At 46.5% G+C, this 15,751-nt stretch carries 13 protein-coding genes; 10 read left to right on the top strand and 3 right to left on the bottom strand.

All coding sequences use genetic code 11. The features are described from left to right. Positions 1-7: 7 nt before the first annotated feature. Positions 8-1,480 carry a DUF1846 domain-containing protein gene (locus AC04Q4_RS08425; RefSeq protein ID WP_173736906.1) on the bottom strand — a complete coding sequence of 491 codons (1,473 nt, stop codon included), beginning with the start codon at positions 1,478-1,480 and terminating at the stop codon, positions 8-10. A gap of 215 nt (positions 1,481-1,695) precedes the next feature. On the opposite strand from AC04Q4_RS08425, the gene ftsH reads away from it, so the two are divergent. The 4 genes from ftsH (at position 1,696) to AC04Q4_RS08405 (ending at position 7,735) form a co-directional block, all read left to right on the top strand. Beyond that, positions 1,696-3,792, top strand: a complete 2,097-nt coding sequence (ftsH, locus tag AC04Q4_RS08420; RefSeq protein WP_476388836.1) for an ATP-dependent zinc metalloprotease FtsH — start codon at positions 1,696-1,698, stop codon at positions 3,790-3,792. An 86-nt stretch (positions 3,793-3,878) separates the two neighbouring features. Continuing rightward, positions 3,879-5,726 carry an excinuclease ABC subunit UvrC gene (uvrC, locus tag AC04Q4_RS08415; protein ID WP_173736908.1) on the top strand — a complete coding sequence of 616 codons (1,848 nt, stop codon included), beginning with the start codon at positions 3,879-3,881 and terminating at the stop codon, positions 5,724-5,726. Positions 5,727-5,838: 112 nt separating this feature from the next. After that, a complete protein-coding gene (gene hprK, locus AC04Q4_RS08410; RefSeq protein ID WP_173736909.1) occupies positions 5,839-6,786 on the top strand; it encodes an HPr(Ser) kinase/phosphatase in 948 nt (315 codons plus the stop codon). Positions 6,787-6,799: 13 nt separating this feature from the next. Beyond that, positions 6,800-7,735 carry an ROK family glucokinase gene (locus AC04Q4_RS08405; RefSeq protein WP_173755479.1) on the top strand — a complete coding sequence of 312 codons (936 nt, stop codon included), beginning with the start codon at positions 6,800-6,802 and terminating at the stop codon, positions 7,733-7,735. A 94-nt stretch (positions 7,736-7,829) separates the two neighbouring features. On the opposite strand, the gene AC04Q4_RS08400 is transcribed toward AC04Q4_RS08405, so the two are convergent. Continuing rightward, positions 7,830-10,475, bottom strand: a complete 2,646-nt coding sequence (locus tag AC04Q4_RS08400; RefSeq protein WP_173736911.1) for a transglycosylase domain-containing protein — start codon at positions 10,473-10,475, stop codon at positions 7,830-7,832. 292 nt (positions 10,476-10,767) lie between these two features. Between AC04Q4_RS08400 and AC04Q4_RS08395 the strand changes: the two genes are divergently transcribed. Continuing rightward, positions 10,768-11,424 carry a YigZ family protein gene (locus AC04Q4_RS08395; RefSeq protein WP_173736912.1) on the top strand — a complete coding sequence of 219 codons (657 nt, stop codon included), beginning with the start codon at positions 10,768-10,770 and terminating at the stop codon, positions 11,422-11,424. Positions 11,425-11,580: 156 nt separating this feature from the next. On the opposite strand, the gene AC04Q4_RS08390 is transcribed toward AC04Q4_RS08395, so the two are convergent. Beyond that, complete coding sequence (locus AC04Q4_RS08390; RefSeq protein ID WP_173736913.1) at positions 11,581-12,099, bottom strand: peptidylprolyl isomerase; 519 nt, start codon at positions 12,097-12,099, stop codon at positions 11,581-11,583. A gap of 93 nt (positions 12,100-12,192) precedes the next feature. Between AC04Q4_RS08390 and tsaE the strand changes: the two genes are divergently transcribed. From tsaE to tsaD, 5 genes are read left to right on the top strand one after another with little or no spacing between them, the layout of a single operon-like run. Then, the gene (gene tsaE / locus AC04Q4_RS08385; protein ID WP_173736914.1) at positions 12,193-12,633 is read left to right on the top strand and encodes a tRNA (adenosine(37)-N6)-threonylcarbamoyltransferase complex ATPase subunit type 1 TsaE; all 441 of its coding nucleotides are present in this window, start codon (positions 12,193-12,195) and stop codon (positions 12,631-12,633) included. Next, positions 12,630-13,349 carry a tRNA (adenosine(37)-N6)-threonylcarbamoyltransferase complex dimerization subunit type 1 TsaB gene (gene tsaB / locus AC04Q4_RS08380; protein ID WP_173736915.1) on the top strand — a complete coding sequence of 240 codons (720 nt, stop codon included), beginning with the start codon at positions 12,630-12,632 and terminating at the stop codon, positions 13,347-13,349. Before tsaE ends, tsaB begins: the two co-directional genes overlap by 4 nt. Continuing rightward, positions 13,346-13,786 carry a ribosomal protein S18-alanine N-acetyltransferase gene (gene rimI, locus AC04Q4_RS08375; RefSeq protein WP_173736916.1) on the top strand — a complete coding sequence of 147 codons (441 nt, stop codon included), beginning with the start codon at positions 13,346-13,348 and terminating at the stop codon, positions 13,784-13,786. Before tsaB ends, rimI begins: the two co-directional genes overlap by 4 nt. A gap of 21 nt (positions 13,787-13,807) precedes the next feature. Then, on the top strand, positions 13,808-14,719 hold the full coding sequence (locus AC04Q4_RS08370; protein ID WP_173736917.1) for a ribonuclease Z: 912 nt from the start codon (positions 13,808-13,810) through the stop codon (positions 14,717-14,719). A 3-nt stretch (positions 14,720-14,722) separates the two neighbouring features. Next, positions 14,723-15,742, top strand: a complete 1,020-nt coding sequence (gene tsaD / locus AC04Q4_RS08365) for a tRNA (adenosine(37)-N6)-threonylcarbamoyltransferase complex transferase subunit TsaD (protein ID WP_173755478.1) — start codon at positions 14,723-14,725, stop codon at positions 15,740-15,742. The last annotated feature ends 9 nt before the right edge of the window (positions 15,743-15,751 follow it).

The raw sequence follows: 15,751 nt of genomic DNA, 5'->3' as shown, positions 1-15,751 counted from the left end.
AAATATACTATTTTTGTTTTTTCTCAGCTTTTGCTTCGCAGGTGAGTTCAACACCAAGCTTACGGAAGCTGATCACATCCACATCAGAGAGCATAACAGAAGTATGAACCTGGCATCCGCGAATATTCGGGATCTGCTCCAGGGCAAGACGTGCGGCATCACTTGTGGCAGCACTCATAGAGAGGGCAATCAGGATCTCATCAATGTGAAGGCGAGGGTTCTTGCTTCCAAGATATTTGGTCTTCAGCTGCTGGATCGGATGGATGGCATCAGGGGAGATCACGTGGAGCTCGTGATCAATACCTGCAAGCTCTTTCAGTGCATTGAGGAGAAGAGCTGCAGATGCACCCAGAAGGTCGGAAGTTTTTCCGCATACGATCTTTCCGTCCGGAAGTTCCATTGCAGCTGCCGGGCCGCCTGTTGCTTCTTCTTTTGCCAGGGCAGCAGGAACGACCTTGCGGTCATGAAGTTCTGCGTGAGCCTGCTGGAGAAGGAGCTCGATCTTGCGGACCTCGTTTTCAGTGCCGGAACCGGAAACAAGTGCATTCATGCTCTTATAGTAACGGCGGATGATCTCCTGACGGGATGCTTCCTGGCAGGCTTCATCGTCAATAATGCAGTTGCCGGCCATATTGACACCCATATCAGTAGGAGATTTATAAGGACAGCTTCCCATGATTTTCTCAAACATTGCCTGTACAACAGGGAAAACTTCCACATCACGGTTATAGTTGACGGTTGTTTCGCCGTAAGCTTCCAAATGGAACGGGTCGATCATATTAACATCGTTAAGATCAGCGGTAGCTGCTTCATATGCCAGGTTTACCGGATGCTTCAGCGGGAGGTTCCAGATCGGGAAGGTCTCAAATTTCGCATAGCCGGCCTTTACACCGCGTTTATATTCATGGTAGAGCTGGGAAAGGCAGGTGGCCATCTTTCCGCTTCCGGGTCCTGGAGCTGTGATCACAACCAGGGGTCTGGTAGTCTTGATATAATCATTCTTTCCATATCCCTCATCACTTACGATGAAAGAAGTGTTGCTTGGATATCCAGGGATCAGGTAAAGCTTGTAAACACGGATTCCCAGTTTCTCCAGGCGTTTCTTGAAGAGATCGGCACTTTCCTGGCCGGAGTACTGTGTGATGCACACGCTTCCCACATAGAGGCCACGGCTTGTAAATTCACCCATGAGACGAAGAACATCCTCGTCATAGGTAATGCCAAGGTCGCCACGTACTTTATTCTTGTCAATGTCATTGGCACTGATAACAATAACGATCTCCGCCTGATCAGAAAGCTGCATCAGCATGCGGAGTTTGCTGTCTGGTTCAAAGCCCGGAAGAACACGGGAGGCATGGTAGTCGTCAAAAAGCTTGCCGCCGAATTCAAGATAAAGCTTGTTTCCGAACTGGCTGATTCGTTCCCGGATGTGTTCTGACTGCATTTTCAGATATTTGTCATTATCAAAACCTATTTTCATTTGTCTGATTTCCTCTCCTCTTTTAATTTTCCAAATCACTGGGAACAGTATACTACAACTTACTATTTACTGGCAATATCCAGTATGTGTTTTTTTACATTACCGTTCATTGGCAATATCCCGTAAAGTTTTTTTACCTTTTATTTTTATAATATCGCGGTTGATTTATGCAGGTTTTATCTTTATAATAAAGAAATGACAAGAGGAGGAAAAAAATGAATAATCAACTGAATAATGATCAGGGCGGGAAACAGCCTGATAACAAAGATCCCAAGAACCAGGGATCCAATAAGAACCATCAGTCGATTCTGGCTTTTCTGATATGCCTCCTGGTAACACTGGTCTGCTTCGCATTGTTTACCAACATGCTGAAGGACAACAGCAGTGAGATATCCTATGATAAATTCATCGATATGGTGGATAAGGACCAGGTTAAGGAAGTAACGATTCAGTCCAGTACACTGACGATCGTACCGAAGAAGCAGAATTCCGAGTACGAGGATATGAGCTACTATACTACGAAAACCGAGGATAGCACAGCCCTGACCAAGAGACTGGAAGGTAAGGGCATCAAGTTTAAGACTGACCCGCCGGATGTGTTTGGCGAGTTTGTTGCAATGATCTTAAGTGTGGTACTGCCGACACTGCTTCTTTTTGGGCTTCTGATGTTCTCCATGCGCCGTATGAACAAAGGCGGCGGTATTATGGGAATGGGCGTAGGCAAGAGCAAGGCCAAGGCTTATGTTCAGAAAGAAACAGGTGTCACCTTCAAGGATGTGGCAGGACAGGATGAGGCCAAGGAATCTCTTCAGGAAGTGGTGGATTTCCTTCACAATCCTGGGAAATACACAGCTATCGGAGCGAAGCTTCCGAAAGGTGCCCTTCTTGTGGGACCTCCTGGAACAGGTAAGACACTTCTTGCCAAGGCAGTTGCAGGTGAGGCGCAGGTACCGTTCTTCTCACTTTCCGGTTCGGAATTTGTGGAGATGTTCGTAGGTGTAGGTGCATCTCGTGTCCGTGATCTTTTTGAGGAAGCCAAGAAGAATGCTCCTTGTATCGTGTTTATCGATGAGATCGATGCCATTGGTAAGAGCCGTGATTCCCGTTACGGCGGAGGCAACGATGAGCGTGAGCAGACACTGAACCAGCTTCTTGCAGAGATGGATGGATTTGATACTTCCAAGGGTCTTCTGATCCTGGCAGCTACCAATAGACCTGAAGTTCTTGATCCTGCACTTCTCCGTCCGGGACGTTTTGACAGACGCGTGATCGTAGACAGACCGGATCTTCGAGGACGGGTGGATATTCTGAAAGTACATGCCAAGAATGTGCTTCTGGATGAGACGGTTGACTTTGAGACCATTGCACTTGCAACATCCGGAGCAGTAGGATCTGACCTTGCCAATATGATCAATGAGGCAGCGATCCTTGCAGTTAAGAAAGGCCGTAAGGCTGTATCACAGAAAGATCTTGAGGAGTCCGTTGAGGTAGTTCTTGTTGGTAAAGAGAAGAAAGACCGTATCTTAAGCAAGCAGGAACGCCGGATCGTTTCCTACCATGAGGTTGGACACGCTCTGGTAAATGCCCTTCAGAAGGATTCAGAGCCTGTACAGAAGATTACCATTGTACCACGTACCATGGGAGCTCTCGGCTACGTTATGCAGGTTCCGGAGGAAGAGAAATATTTAAACACCAAGAAAGAACTGGAAGCTATGCTGGTTGGATATCTCGGCGGACGTGCCGCAGAGGAGATTGTTTTTGACACGGTGACAACCGGCGCAGCCAATGATATCGAGCAGGCGACCAAGGTGGCGCGAGCCATGATCACTCAGTATGGTATGTCTGAGAAATTCGGGCTGATGGGACTGGCTACACAGGAGAATCAGTATTTAAGCGGAAGAGCAGTTTTAAACTGCGGTGATGATACAGCAACAGAGATTGATCATGAGGTCATGAAGCTTCTTCACCACTCTTATGAGGAGGCCAAGAGAATACTGGGCAGCCACAGAACAGAGATGGATAAGATCGCAGAGTATCTGATCCGAAAGGAGACCATCACCGGAAAAGAGTTTATGAAGATTCTCCGCGCAGTACAGCAGGGAATGGATATTCCTGAGAATCTGGAAGATCTGGTGCTTTCCGAGAATGAGAAAGCAGTGTCCAATAAACAGGACAGTGTAAAGATCGAGTCTGTACCGGAGGCTGATACAGCAGTAGTACATGAACTCCGGTCAGCAGAGAATCCTGAGATGCAAAGTTGTGATGCACAGGATCAGACAGAAACAAAAGAAAAGCCGGGACCGCAGGCATAAAACAAGGTCATACAAAAACCGGGAGTGATCCCGGTTTTTGCAGTATTATACCGGAAACAGCAGTTATAAGCATCAGGAGAGAGTATATGTTCATAATTGAGGAAGAATTAAAGAAACTGCCGGGGAAACCGGGAGTCTATATCATGCATGGTGAAAAAGACGAGATCATCTACGTGGGAAAAGCCGTCAGCCTTAAGAACCGTGTGCGCCAGTACTTCCAGAGCAGCCGCAACAAAGGCGCAAAGATTGAGCAGATGGTAACGCATATCACCAGGTTTGAGTACATTATTACGGACTCTGAACTGGAAGCACTTGTTCTGGAATGCAACCTGATCAAGGAACACCGTCCGAAATACAACACCATGCTGAAAGATGACAAGAGTTATCCTTTTATCAAGGTAACAGTTAATGAGCCATATCCAAGAGTGCTTTTTGCCAGAAGAATGAAAAAAGACAAGGCCAGATACTTCGGCCCATACACAAGCGGCAGTGCAGTAAAAGATGTGATAGAGCTGGTGAGAAAGCTTTATCAGGTGCGTTCCTGTAACCGTACCCTGCCAAGAGATACAGGAAAGGACAGACCTTGTCTGTATTATCACATGAAGCAGTGTGATGCACCTTGTCAGGGATATATCAGTCAGGAAGAATACCGTAAAAACATCAGTAAAGTGGTCCGTTTTCTGAATGGTGATTTCAAGGCCACTATTGACGAGCTTACAGAGAAAATGCAGAAAGCTTCCGAGGAGATGCGTTACGAGGATGCAATGGAATCCCGTGACCTGATCCGCAGTATCCAAAAGATCGGGGAACGCCAGAAAATCACAGGATATGGCCGGGAAGACCGCGATATTATCGCAGTAGCTATGGATGAGAGTGAAGATCTTAGGGATCAGGATGCGGTTGTGCAGGTATTTTTTATCAGAGATGGCAAGCTGATCGGCAGGGATCACTTCTATCTCCGGGTAGCAAAGGGCGATACAAAAGCTCAGGTGCTCTCAAGCTTCCTGAAGCAGTTTTATGCAGGAACACCGTTTATCCCGTCTGAGATCATGCTCCAGAGTGAGATCGAGGATGCGGACATTATCGAAGAATGGCTTACTGCCAGAAGAAAGCAGAAAGTGCATATCCGTGTCCCGAAGAAAGGTACCAAGGAGAAACTGGTAGAACTTGCCCTGGAAAATGCCCGCATGGTTCTTTCCAAAGACAGAGAGCGGATCAGGAGAGAAGAAGGACGTACCATCGGCGCCGTCCATGAGGTAGAAGACTGGCTGGGACTTAAAGGTGTAGTCCGCATGGAAGCCTACGATATCTCCAATATCAGCGGTTTTGAGTCTGTAGGTTCCATGGTCGTTTATGAAAAAGGCCGCCCGAAACGCAGCGATTACCGCAAATTCAAGATCAAATGGGTTCAGGGTCCTAACGATTATGCAAGTATGGAGGAGGTTCTGACCCGAAGATTTACCCATGAAAGCAACGGTGAATTTGACAGCTTTGCAAGGCTCCCGGATCTGATCCTTATGGATGGAGGAAGAGGCCAGGTAAATATAGCTCTTAAAGTTCTGGATAAGCTTGGAATCAGCATTCCTGTATGCGGCATGGTAAAGGACGATCACCATCGAACAAGGGGCCTGTATTACGACAATGTGGAAATCCCTGTTGACACATCTAGCGAGGGATTCCGCCTGATCACAAGAATCCAGGATGAAGCTCACCGTTTTGCCATTGAATACCACCGTTCCCTCAGAAGCAAGGGACAGGTGCATTCTGTTCTGGATGATATCCCCGGAATCGGAGATGCAAGGAGGAAAGCTCTTCTTCGAAAATTCAAATCTGTGGAAAATATCCGGGATGCTTCGGAGGAAGAACTGGCACAGACAGAGAGCATGAACACAGGAAGTGCCCGTCAGGTGTATGAATTTTTCCATAAATCCTGATGCCGCATTGCAGTTTTTATCATGATTGTGTATAATTAAACATAAGGTGTCTCACGCCCCGGTAAAACGGCAGTGAGAATGCAAACTTTCAGTGAAAAGGAGATAAAAAAGTATGAAGGGTGTACAGTTGACAAAGATGGCACAGGAACTGGAGCTTACCAATCTGACTCCGGAAATCGACCTGTCAGGCATCGTGATCAAGACTGCAGAGATCAACAGACCTGCGCTTCAGCTTACCGGATATCTGGAGCATTTTGCAAATGAGCGTGTTCAGATTATCGGATATGTAGAGTATACGTACCTGATGCAGCTTAATGAGGAGGAGAGACGTTTTAAATATGAGCGTTTCATCTCCAGCAAGATCCCATGTGTTATTTTCAGTACTATGACACGTCCGTCTCAGGATATGATCGATCTGGCTGTTAAATATAATGTCCCAACATTCGTGACAGAAAGAACAACTTCAAGCTTTATGGCAGAGATCATCCGTTGGCTTGGCGTACAGCTTGCTCCTTGCATTTCCATCCATGGAGTACTTGTGGATGTTTACGGTGAGGGTATCCTGATTACAGGTGAGAGCGGAATCGGTAAGAGTGAGGCAGCCCTGGAGCTGATCAAACGTGGACACCGCCTTGTCAGTGATGATGTTGTTGAAATACGTAAGGTCAGTGATGTAACACTGGTAGGATCTGCTCCGGATATCACACGTCACTTTATCGAGCTTCGTGGTATCGGCATCATCGATGTAAAGACTTTGTTCGGTGTAGAGAGCGTTAAGGATACACAGTCTATTGACCTTGTTATCAAGCTTGAGGAGTGGGACAGAGACAAGGAATATGACCGTTTGGGACTTCATGAGGAGTATACGGAATATCTTGGAAACAAGGTTGTATGCCATTCCCTTCCGATTCGCCCAGGTCGTAACCTGGCAATCATTGTTGAGGCAGCAGCTGTCAACCACAGACAGAAGAAGATGGGATACAATGCAGCAGAGGCATTGTATAAGCGTGTGCAGGCAAACCTTGCTAAGAAGAGAGAGAATCCAGAGGACGAAGAATAAGAGGGGATAAGAAATGAGAACATATTGTTTTGGAATTGATGTAGGCGGAACAACTGTAAAATGCGGACTTTTCCGCACAGACGGAACTCTTGTTGAGAAATGGGAGATCCCGACTCGCAAGGATAATAACGGAGAGCAGATCCTTCCGGATGTGGCTGCGGCCGTAAATGCCAAGATCGAAGAGAAAGGCATTTCCAAAGATGATGTAGAAGGTGTTGGAATCGGTGTTCCGGGACCAGTGAACTCCAAAGGTGAAGTACCGCGTGCAGTAAACCTTTACTGGGGATATAAGAATGTTGTAGGCGAGCTGGAAGAAATGACAGGACTTCGCGCGAAAGCAGGAAATGATGCCAATGTAGCAGCACTTGGTGAGGCATGGAAGGGTGCAGCAGCAGGTTCCTCGGATGTGATCATGGTAACGCTTGGAACTGGTGTCGGCGGCGGAATCATTGTTGACGGCAAGATTGTAACAGGACATCACGGAGCTGGCGGTGAGATCGGACATGCCAATGTGGATCATCATGAGACAGAGTCCTGCAACTGTGGAAACAAAGGCTGTCTGGAGCAGTTTGCTTCTGCAACAGGAATTGTCCGCATGGCAAAAAAAGAACTTGCAGCATCCGGTGAGAACAGTGTTCTCCGCGATATGGATGATATCTCTGCAAAAGCTGTTCTGGACGCATTTAAGGAGAATGATCCGGTAGCTGTGGCAACGATGGAGAAAGTAGGCGAGCAGCTTGGCGGCTCCCTGGCAATATTTGCCTGTGTGACAGATCCGGAGACTATCGTGATCGGCGGCGGTGTTTCCAAGGCCGGACAGCCTCTGATCGACTGTATCCGGAAATATTACAAAGAGTATACTTTTTCATCCTGCAAAGATACGCCGATCGTGATCGCAACACTTGGTAATGATGCCGGAATCTACGGTGCCGCTAAGATGGTTCTGTAATTGAACGAATATAAGTGTGAATTTCTGAAAAAAATACCGACCCCTGGATATCAGATTAATATCTGACATCCGGGAGCCGGTATTTTTTTAGAAATCAGTAATATTCTACAGGGTCCTCTTCGGAACCGCCGCCGTCATCACCGCTGCCATCGTCACCGGTATCATCACCAGTGTCACCGCCGCCAGAGTCATCACCATTATCGCCATTTCCGGAATCGTCAGTATTATCACCGGAACCATTATCTGTGCTGTCCGTATTATCTGTACTGTCGCCGTTGTCTGTGCTATCCGTGCTGTCAGGAGCAGCGCTTGGAATTGCTTCTGCTGCTGAGTCGGTGTCTGTATCTTCATTATAGTAGTCTTCATCGTAATCATAACTGCTTTCATAGAAGTGCTGATCACAGTATTCAGTTGGAAGACTGGAAATATCGAAGTACTCTGTGATAGTCGGGCAGCCTGCACGCGGCAGGAGACCTGTCTCAGAGCAGACACTTGCTTTCTCAACACTTGCCGGCATTTCGAAATCTTTGTCCTCCAGTCCTTCGTGGATACGATTCATAACTTTTTTCCAGAGATTCTTGTGGAAATTGCGGGCATCTTCCGGAATCTTCTCATTATTATCATAACCGGACCATACAGCACATGTGTAATATGGTGTATAACCTACAAACCAGAGGTCATTGTAATCCTCGGTAGTACCTGTCTTACCTGCAACTGTCATATTGTCAAGCTGGCAGGCTGTACCGGTACCTTTTTTGACAACATCTTCCATGGCACTTGTAAGAAGATAGGCTGTGCTGTCTTTGATGACGGATCTGGAAACAGAAGAGTTCTCAATGAGAACATTGCCGTCATGATCAAGAATCTGTGTATAATAGATCGGTTTGATATAATTTCCGTTGTTTGCAATAGCTGCATAAGCGGCACAGAGCTCAACGTTCTTGACACCGTTGGTAATTCCGCCAAGTGCAGTTGCAAGGTTGGCGTCACTCCATACATTTCCGTTGGCATCCTTATCTGCGTCTGTTCCGTGGGCCAGTGTGGTAAATCCGAAATCATCCAGATATTTAAGACCAAGAGAAGGAGTAACCTGCTCCAGGCATTTAACAGCTACAACGTTGATGGAGTTCTGGATCGCTTTACGGATGGTTGTCTCGCCGCCGTAACTACGGCTTGCATTGTTGACCGGAGAACCGTCCGGATATTCATAGGGTTCATCCATAAAGGTAGTTGCCAGTGTATCCCCTTTTTCATTGAGAGCCGGTGCATAGGTAGATACGATCTTGAAAGTAGAACCAGGCTGTCTGGTTGTATCTGTTGCACGGTTCAGGGTAAGGCTGGCAGTTTTTTCGCCGCGGCCGCCGATCAGGGCTTTCACATATCCGGTGTGCTGGTCGATGACAGTCATGGAAGACTGCGGCTGTGGGGCGAAGTTGACACGTTCGGAAACAACAGTGCTTCCGTCGGCAAGGATATTGGCTTTGTATTGGTCAACATACTGCTGTCCTTCTTCAGGAGAACTGAAAAGAAGGTCAAATTCAGGATCCTGATCACGGAAATAAAGCTGCAGCATTTCCTTGCTGTAGTTGACCTGCTCTCCGGACGGAGTCTGTACAGTCAGTGCATAATCCAGCTCGTACTGAGTATCAGCCGGATAGTTGGATGGATCTGCATATTCTTCATCCAGTATCTGCTGGATATTGGAATCCAGAGTAGTCATGATCTTCAGACCGCCGCTGTAAAGAAGGTTGGTAGCCTGTGTCTTGGTATATCCTTTGATGTTCATCAGATCGCTGATAACCTGATTGGTAACTTCATCTTCAAAATATGTGTAGACAGTGCTTTCTTCCTCTGTATTTTCCATCTGTGCAAGCTGGATCCGGGAGTAAACATCGTCATTTAATGCTGCCGTATATTCATCCTGGGAAATATATTTCTGATCCAGCATATGATCCAGGACTTCCTTACGTCTCTTGGCATTAGCCTTGGGATTTGTAATAGGGTTGAACTTGGTCGGATTCTGGGTGATGCCTGCAAGTGTGGCACATTCAGAAAGGTTCAGGTCCCATACATCTTTATTAAAATATTTCTTGGATGCAGCCTGTACACCGTAGGAACCTGCGCCCAGGTTGATGGTGTTCAGGTAATTCTCAAGGATCACATCTTTGCTGTATTTTTTCTCAATCTGCACGGCAAGATACTGTTCCTGAAATTTACGTGTAAAACGTTCCAGCTGTGTGGATTCGTTAGTCCAGTCTGTAAAAACATTGTTCTTCAGAAGCTGCTGTGTGATGGTACTGGCACCCTCCGAAAAATTACCGGTTGTGATTGCTTTCATACCGGCACGTGCAATACCCCGGACATCAATACCGTTATGTTCATAAAAACGTTCATCCTCAATAGCCACCACTGCATGCTGCAGGCTGACCGGGATCTGCTCCAGAGCTACCGGGAGACGGTTGGATGTAGGTGCTGAAAGCTGCCGCATCTGAGTTCCCTGATCATCATACAGGAACGTTGCATATCCGAGAGGTGAAATATCCACATCATTGACATCAGGTGCACCGGCGATCACGCCTCGGAAAGAACCGATGCCAAGGCAGATAACCATGACGCAGACAGCAATCAGAGCTGTAAATAAAACCCGGATAAACGAAACGTGAGCTCTTTTTTCCAGCATGGAAGTACGGGAGATCAGAGCATTCCGCTTCTTAGAAGTGGATCTTTTTCCGTAGTTCATGTTATTCCTCCTTTATAATCCGTTCCATTATATCAAATATGGAATGCTAAATAAACCCTTAAAAAAAATTTCACAAATCGCGATATTAAATCAGGAAACGTTATCTGAATACCATTGATTCACTAGTGATATTCCGCGAGGTGTTTTGTGTGAGCGAAGGTCACAGAAAACCTGAGAATTGCTGTAGTCATTGATATCTTATACATTGCGCAAAGCTGTCAATTATTATACAATAAAGAAAACAGGTAACTGTAAGTTACGAAAACTCAGAAAAAACGGAGGCATAAAAGATATGCTGGAACACTATAAAACCATATATGAAGGCGGAGAAGGGGAGCTGGTTGAGAAGAAATCCCGCTTTATTGCAACTGTCCGTCCTGTGGAGACAGAAGAAGAGGCACTTGCCTTTATCGAAGAAATGAAGAAGAAATACTGGGATGCACGGCATAACTGTTATGTATATTCTGTAGGAATGAACAGGGAAGCTACCAGATGCAGCGATGACGGAGAGCCGTCCGGAACAGCTGGAAGACCGATGCTGGATGTGCTTCTTGGTGCAGGAATCTATAATGCGGCAATTGTTGTGACAAGATATTTTGGCGGCGTGCTTCTTGGAACCGGCGGGCTTGTACGGGCCTACTCAGGTGCTGTGCAGGCCGGACTTGCAGCAAGTACTGTGATCGAAAAACATCATGGGATCTCCCTTCAGGTAACAGCAGATTATACAGGAATCGGAAAGATCCAGTACATAGCAGGAGAAAGAAAGCTTCCGATCCTGGATTCTGAATACACAGATAAAGTAGTTCTCAGGCTTCTTGTACCGGATGACCAGATTGAAGAGGTGAAGAAAGCAATCACAGAAGGAACCAACGGAAGAGCCGGACTTGAAAAAGATGCAGAGCTTTATTTTGCAAAAGTCAATGGAGAAGTGAAAACTTTCGATAAATAAGAAATAGTCGATATATTGATTTTTCGGATAGCCATAGTTTCCGATAATATAAAAAATCCCGGTAAGTGAACAGGCATATCATATTACGATATACTATCCATTTTCCGGGATTTACTTATATTACAAATTACAGTTTTCCTGCGGAAAAAATACTTCTTAGCATTTCTCCGGTTCCGGATAATCCACGCCAAAAGTCTCAACAGTCATGGATTTGATCTTCTGCTCGTCAAGAGGACGGTCACTGTAGTCAGTGTCTGTCTCAGCAATAGCATTTACAACATCCATTCCCTCGATGATCTGTCCGAATGCAGCGTAGCTTCCGTCAAGATGCGGAGCAGCCTTGTGCATGATAAAGAACTGGCTTCCGGCAGAGTTCGGATTCATAGCTCTTGCCATGGAGAGAACGCCTGGTGTATGTTTCAGATCATTCTTGAAACGGTTCTGGGAGAACTCACCCTTAATGCTGTATCCGGGACCGCCCATTCCGGTTCCGTCCGGGCATCCGCCCTGGATCATGAAACCGTTGATAACACGGTGGAAGATCAGTCCGTCATAGAAACCTTTCTTAACAAGGCTGATAAAGTTATTTACAGTATTAGGTGCAACTTCCGGATATATTTCCGCTTTCATTACATCGCCATTATCCATAGTAATAGTAACGATAGGATTAGACATAGTTTTCGCACTCCTTTTCAAAAAGTATTGTATTTCGCTGTTCGCTCTATTATAATATGCAAAGAATAATTGTGCAAGAAAAAGGTGGAAAATATGATCATAGAAACGCATGATCCGGAGGAAACATTCGAGGCCGGAAGAAAGATCGGAATGAATGCGAAACCGGGACAGATCTACACACTGACAGGCGACCTTGGAGTTGGGAAGACAGTCTTTACCCAGGGTGTGGCTGCAGGACTTGGGATTACAGAGCCTGTGAACAGTCCTACATTTACCATTATCCAGGAGTATGAAGACGGCCGTCTGCCATTTTATCATTTTGATGTATACCGTATCGCAGATCTGGAAGAAATGGAAGAAATCGGATACGATGATTACTTTTTCGGACAGGGAATCTGCCTGATCGAATGGGCAGAACTGATCGAGGAGATACTTCCGGAAAAAAGGATCGAAGTTACTATTGAGAAAGATCTTGACAAGGGATTTGATTACAGAAAGATTACTATCGAGGAGAGAGGAGAAGAGACAAAATGAGAGTTTTGGCACTGGACAGTTCCGGTATCGTGGCATCCGTAGCCGTTGTGGAGGATGAGACGCTGGTAGCGGAATATACGGTTAATTATAAAAAAACACACTCACAGACACTTCTTCCAATGCTGGATGAGATCGTGAAGATGACAGAGCTTGATCTTGGAACCATTGATGCCATTGCAGTAGCGAAAGGACCTGGATCTTTTACAGGACTTCGTATCGGTTCTGCCACAGCCAAGGGACTTGGACTTGCTCTTGATAAGCCGCTTGTGGGAGTTCCGACAGTGGAGGCACTTGCCTATAATCTCTATGATGTAAATGGACTGATCTGTCCGATCATGGATGCAAGAAGAAAACAGGTATACACGGGAATCTACCGTTATGAGGATCATAAGCTTGCAACTGTGAAAGACCAGATGGCAGTGGGAATCGAGGAACTTCTTTCCATGCTGAATGAAATGCAGGAGCCGGTGACTTTCCTGGGAGACGGAGTGCCTGTATTTAAGGATATTATTGCAGAGAAGCTGAATGTGCCGTATTCTTTTGCACCGGCTCACCTTTCCAGACAGAGAGCAGGCGCAGTGGGTGCACTTGGAGTTCTTTATGTTAAAGAAGGCAGAACAGAGACAGCGGCTGAACATAAGCCGGACTATCTCCGTGTGTCCCAGGCAGAGCGGGAACGTGCCGGGAAACTGAAAGCAGAAGGTGAAAAAGCATGATCTTGCGGGAGATGCTGGCAGATGACCTGGATCAGGTCATGGAGATCGAAGAAGAGCTTTTTTCCGTTCCCTGGACAAAAGAGGGATTTTTTACATTCCTTATGAAAGATAATGCAATGTTTCTTGTTGTGGAAGAGAAAGGACAGATTCTGGGATACTGCGGACTTCTTACAGTGCTGGATGAGGGCGATGTGACAAATGTTGCTGTGCGCAAAGACCGCCAGAGAGAAGGAATCGGGAATTTCCTGATGGAGAGTATGGTGCGGCTGGCTTGTGAGCGGGGCATTACCATGATCCATCTGGAAGTACGCGCAGGGAATGAAACTGCAATCAGGCTTTATGAGAGACAGGGCTTTGTGAAGGATGGACTGCGCAAAGCTTATTATACAGACCCCACGGAGGACGCTGTCCTTATGACACGTACAGATGGGAAGTAATGACAGGAAAAGAGGAAAAAAATGTTAGATGTTTGTTTGCTTGGCTGCGGTGGAATGATGCCGCTGCCGCGTAGATGGCTTACTGCTCTGATGACCCGCTATAACGGCAGCAGTTTGATGATCGACTGCGGAGAGGGAACACAGGTAGCCATCAAAGAAAAAGGCTGGAGTTTCAAGCCCATCGATGTGATCTGTTTCACCCATTATCACGGGGATCATATCAGCGGACTTCCGGGGCTTCTTCTTACAATGGGAAATGCGGATCGTACAGAACCACTGACTCTTGTAGGACCAAGAGGGCTTGAGCGTGTGGTGAACGCACTTCGCGTTATTGCACCGGAATTGCCTTTTGAAATAAAATTTATAGAGATCACGAAGCCGGAGGAAGTTCTGGAACTGAATGGTTATCGTATCACTGCGTTTCGTGTAAACCATAATGTAATCTGCTATGGCTATACCCTCGAGATCCTCCGCCAGGGAAAATTTTCTCCGGACAGTGCCAGAGAGCATGAGATCCCGCTGAAATTCTGGAATCCTCTGCAGAAGGGACAGACAGTAGAAGATGAGGGCAGAGTCTACACACCGGACATGGTGCTTGGGCCGCCGCGAAAAGGAATCAAGCTTACCTATACAACAGATACCAGACCAACGGAATCCATTTTGCGCAATGCAAAAGATTCGGATCTTTTTATCTGCGAGGGAATGTACGGGGAAGACGACAAGATCGAAAAAGCAAAAGGCTACAAGCACATGACATTTCGTGAAGCTGCAACTCTGGCACGCGATGCGAAGGTAAATGAAATGTGGCTTACCCACTACAGTCCGTCACTGGTGCGCCCGGATGATTACATGGATACAGTCCGTGAGATCTTTCCGAAGGCATGGCCGGGAAAAGACGGCAAAAGTATGGAACTGAATTTTGAAGAGGACTGAAAAATGAAAGATACATTAATTCTTGGTATTGAGAGCTCCTGTGATGAAACAGCAGCCTCCGTGATAAAGAACGGAAGGACTGTCTTATCAAACGTAATCTCATCACAGATCGAGATCCATAAACTTTACGGCGGTGTCGTACCTGAGATCGCCTCCAGAAATCATATAGAAAGAATCAATCAGGTAATCCAGGAAGCTCTGGATGAAGCGGGAGTTACTCTGGATGATCTTGATGCGATCGGCGTAACATACGGACCTGGGCTTGTTGGCGCACTTCTTGTAGGTGTGGCAGAGGCCAAGGCAATCGCTTATGCAAAAAATCTGCCCCTTGTTGGTGTGCATCATATTGAAGGACATGTTTCAGCCAATTATATCGAGCACCCGGATCTGGAACCTCCATTTCTCTGTGCTATCGTGTCCGGTGGACATACTCACCTTGTTATTGTGAAAGATTATGGGCAGTTTGAGATCCTGGGACGAACCAGAGATGATGCAGCTGGCGAGGCTTTTGATAAAGTGGCTCGTGCCATCGGACTTGGCTATCCGGGCGGCCCGAAGATAGATAAGCTGGCAAAAGAAGGAAATCCGGAGGCCATTGAGTTTCCACGGGCAAAAATTGGCGAGAATCCGTATGATTTCAGCTTTAGCGGTGTGAAATCAGCAGTTCTCAACTACTTAAACGGCGCGAAGATGAAAGGTGAGGAAGTGAATCGTGCAGATATCGCGGCATCTTTTCAGAAAGCGGTTGTTGATGTACTGGTGGAGCATACCATGCAGGCAGCAGCTGACCATGGCATGGAAAAAATTGCGATTGCAGGCGGAGTGGCTTCTAACGGGGCTCTTCGTGCAGCTATGGAGAAGGCATGTGCGGATCACGGCTACAAGTTTTACCGTCCGTCACCGATCTTCTGTACAGATAATGCAGCTATGATCGGAGTGGCGGCATATTATGAATATATCAGAGGAACACGCCACAGCTGGGATCTTAATGCAGTTCCCAACCTGAAGCTTGGCGAAAGATAGGAAATCCGG

The sequence above is a fragment of the Blautia sp. HA8986 genome, assembly GCF_056504635.1.
The sequence above is the reverse complement of the archived record's forward strand: the minus strand, read 5'-3'. Positions and strand labels throughout refer to the sequence as shown.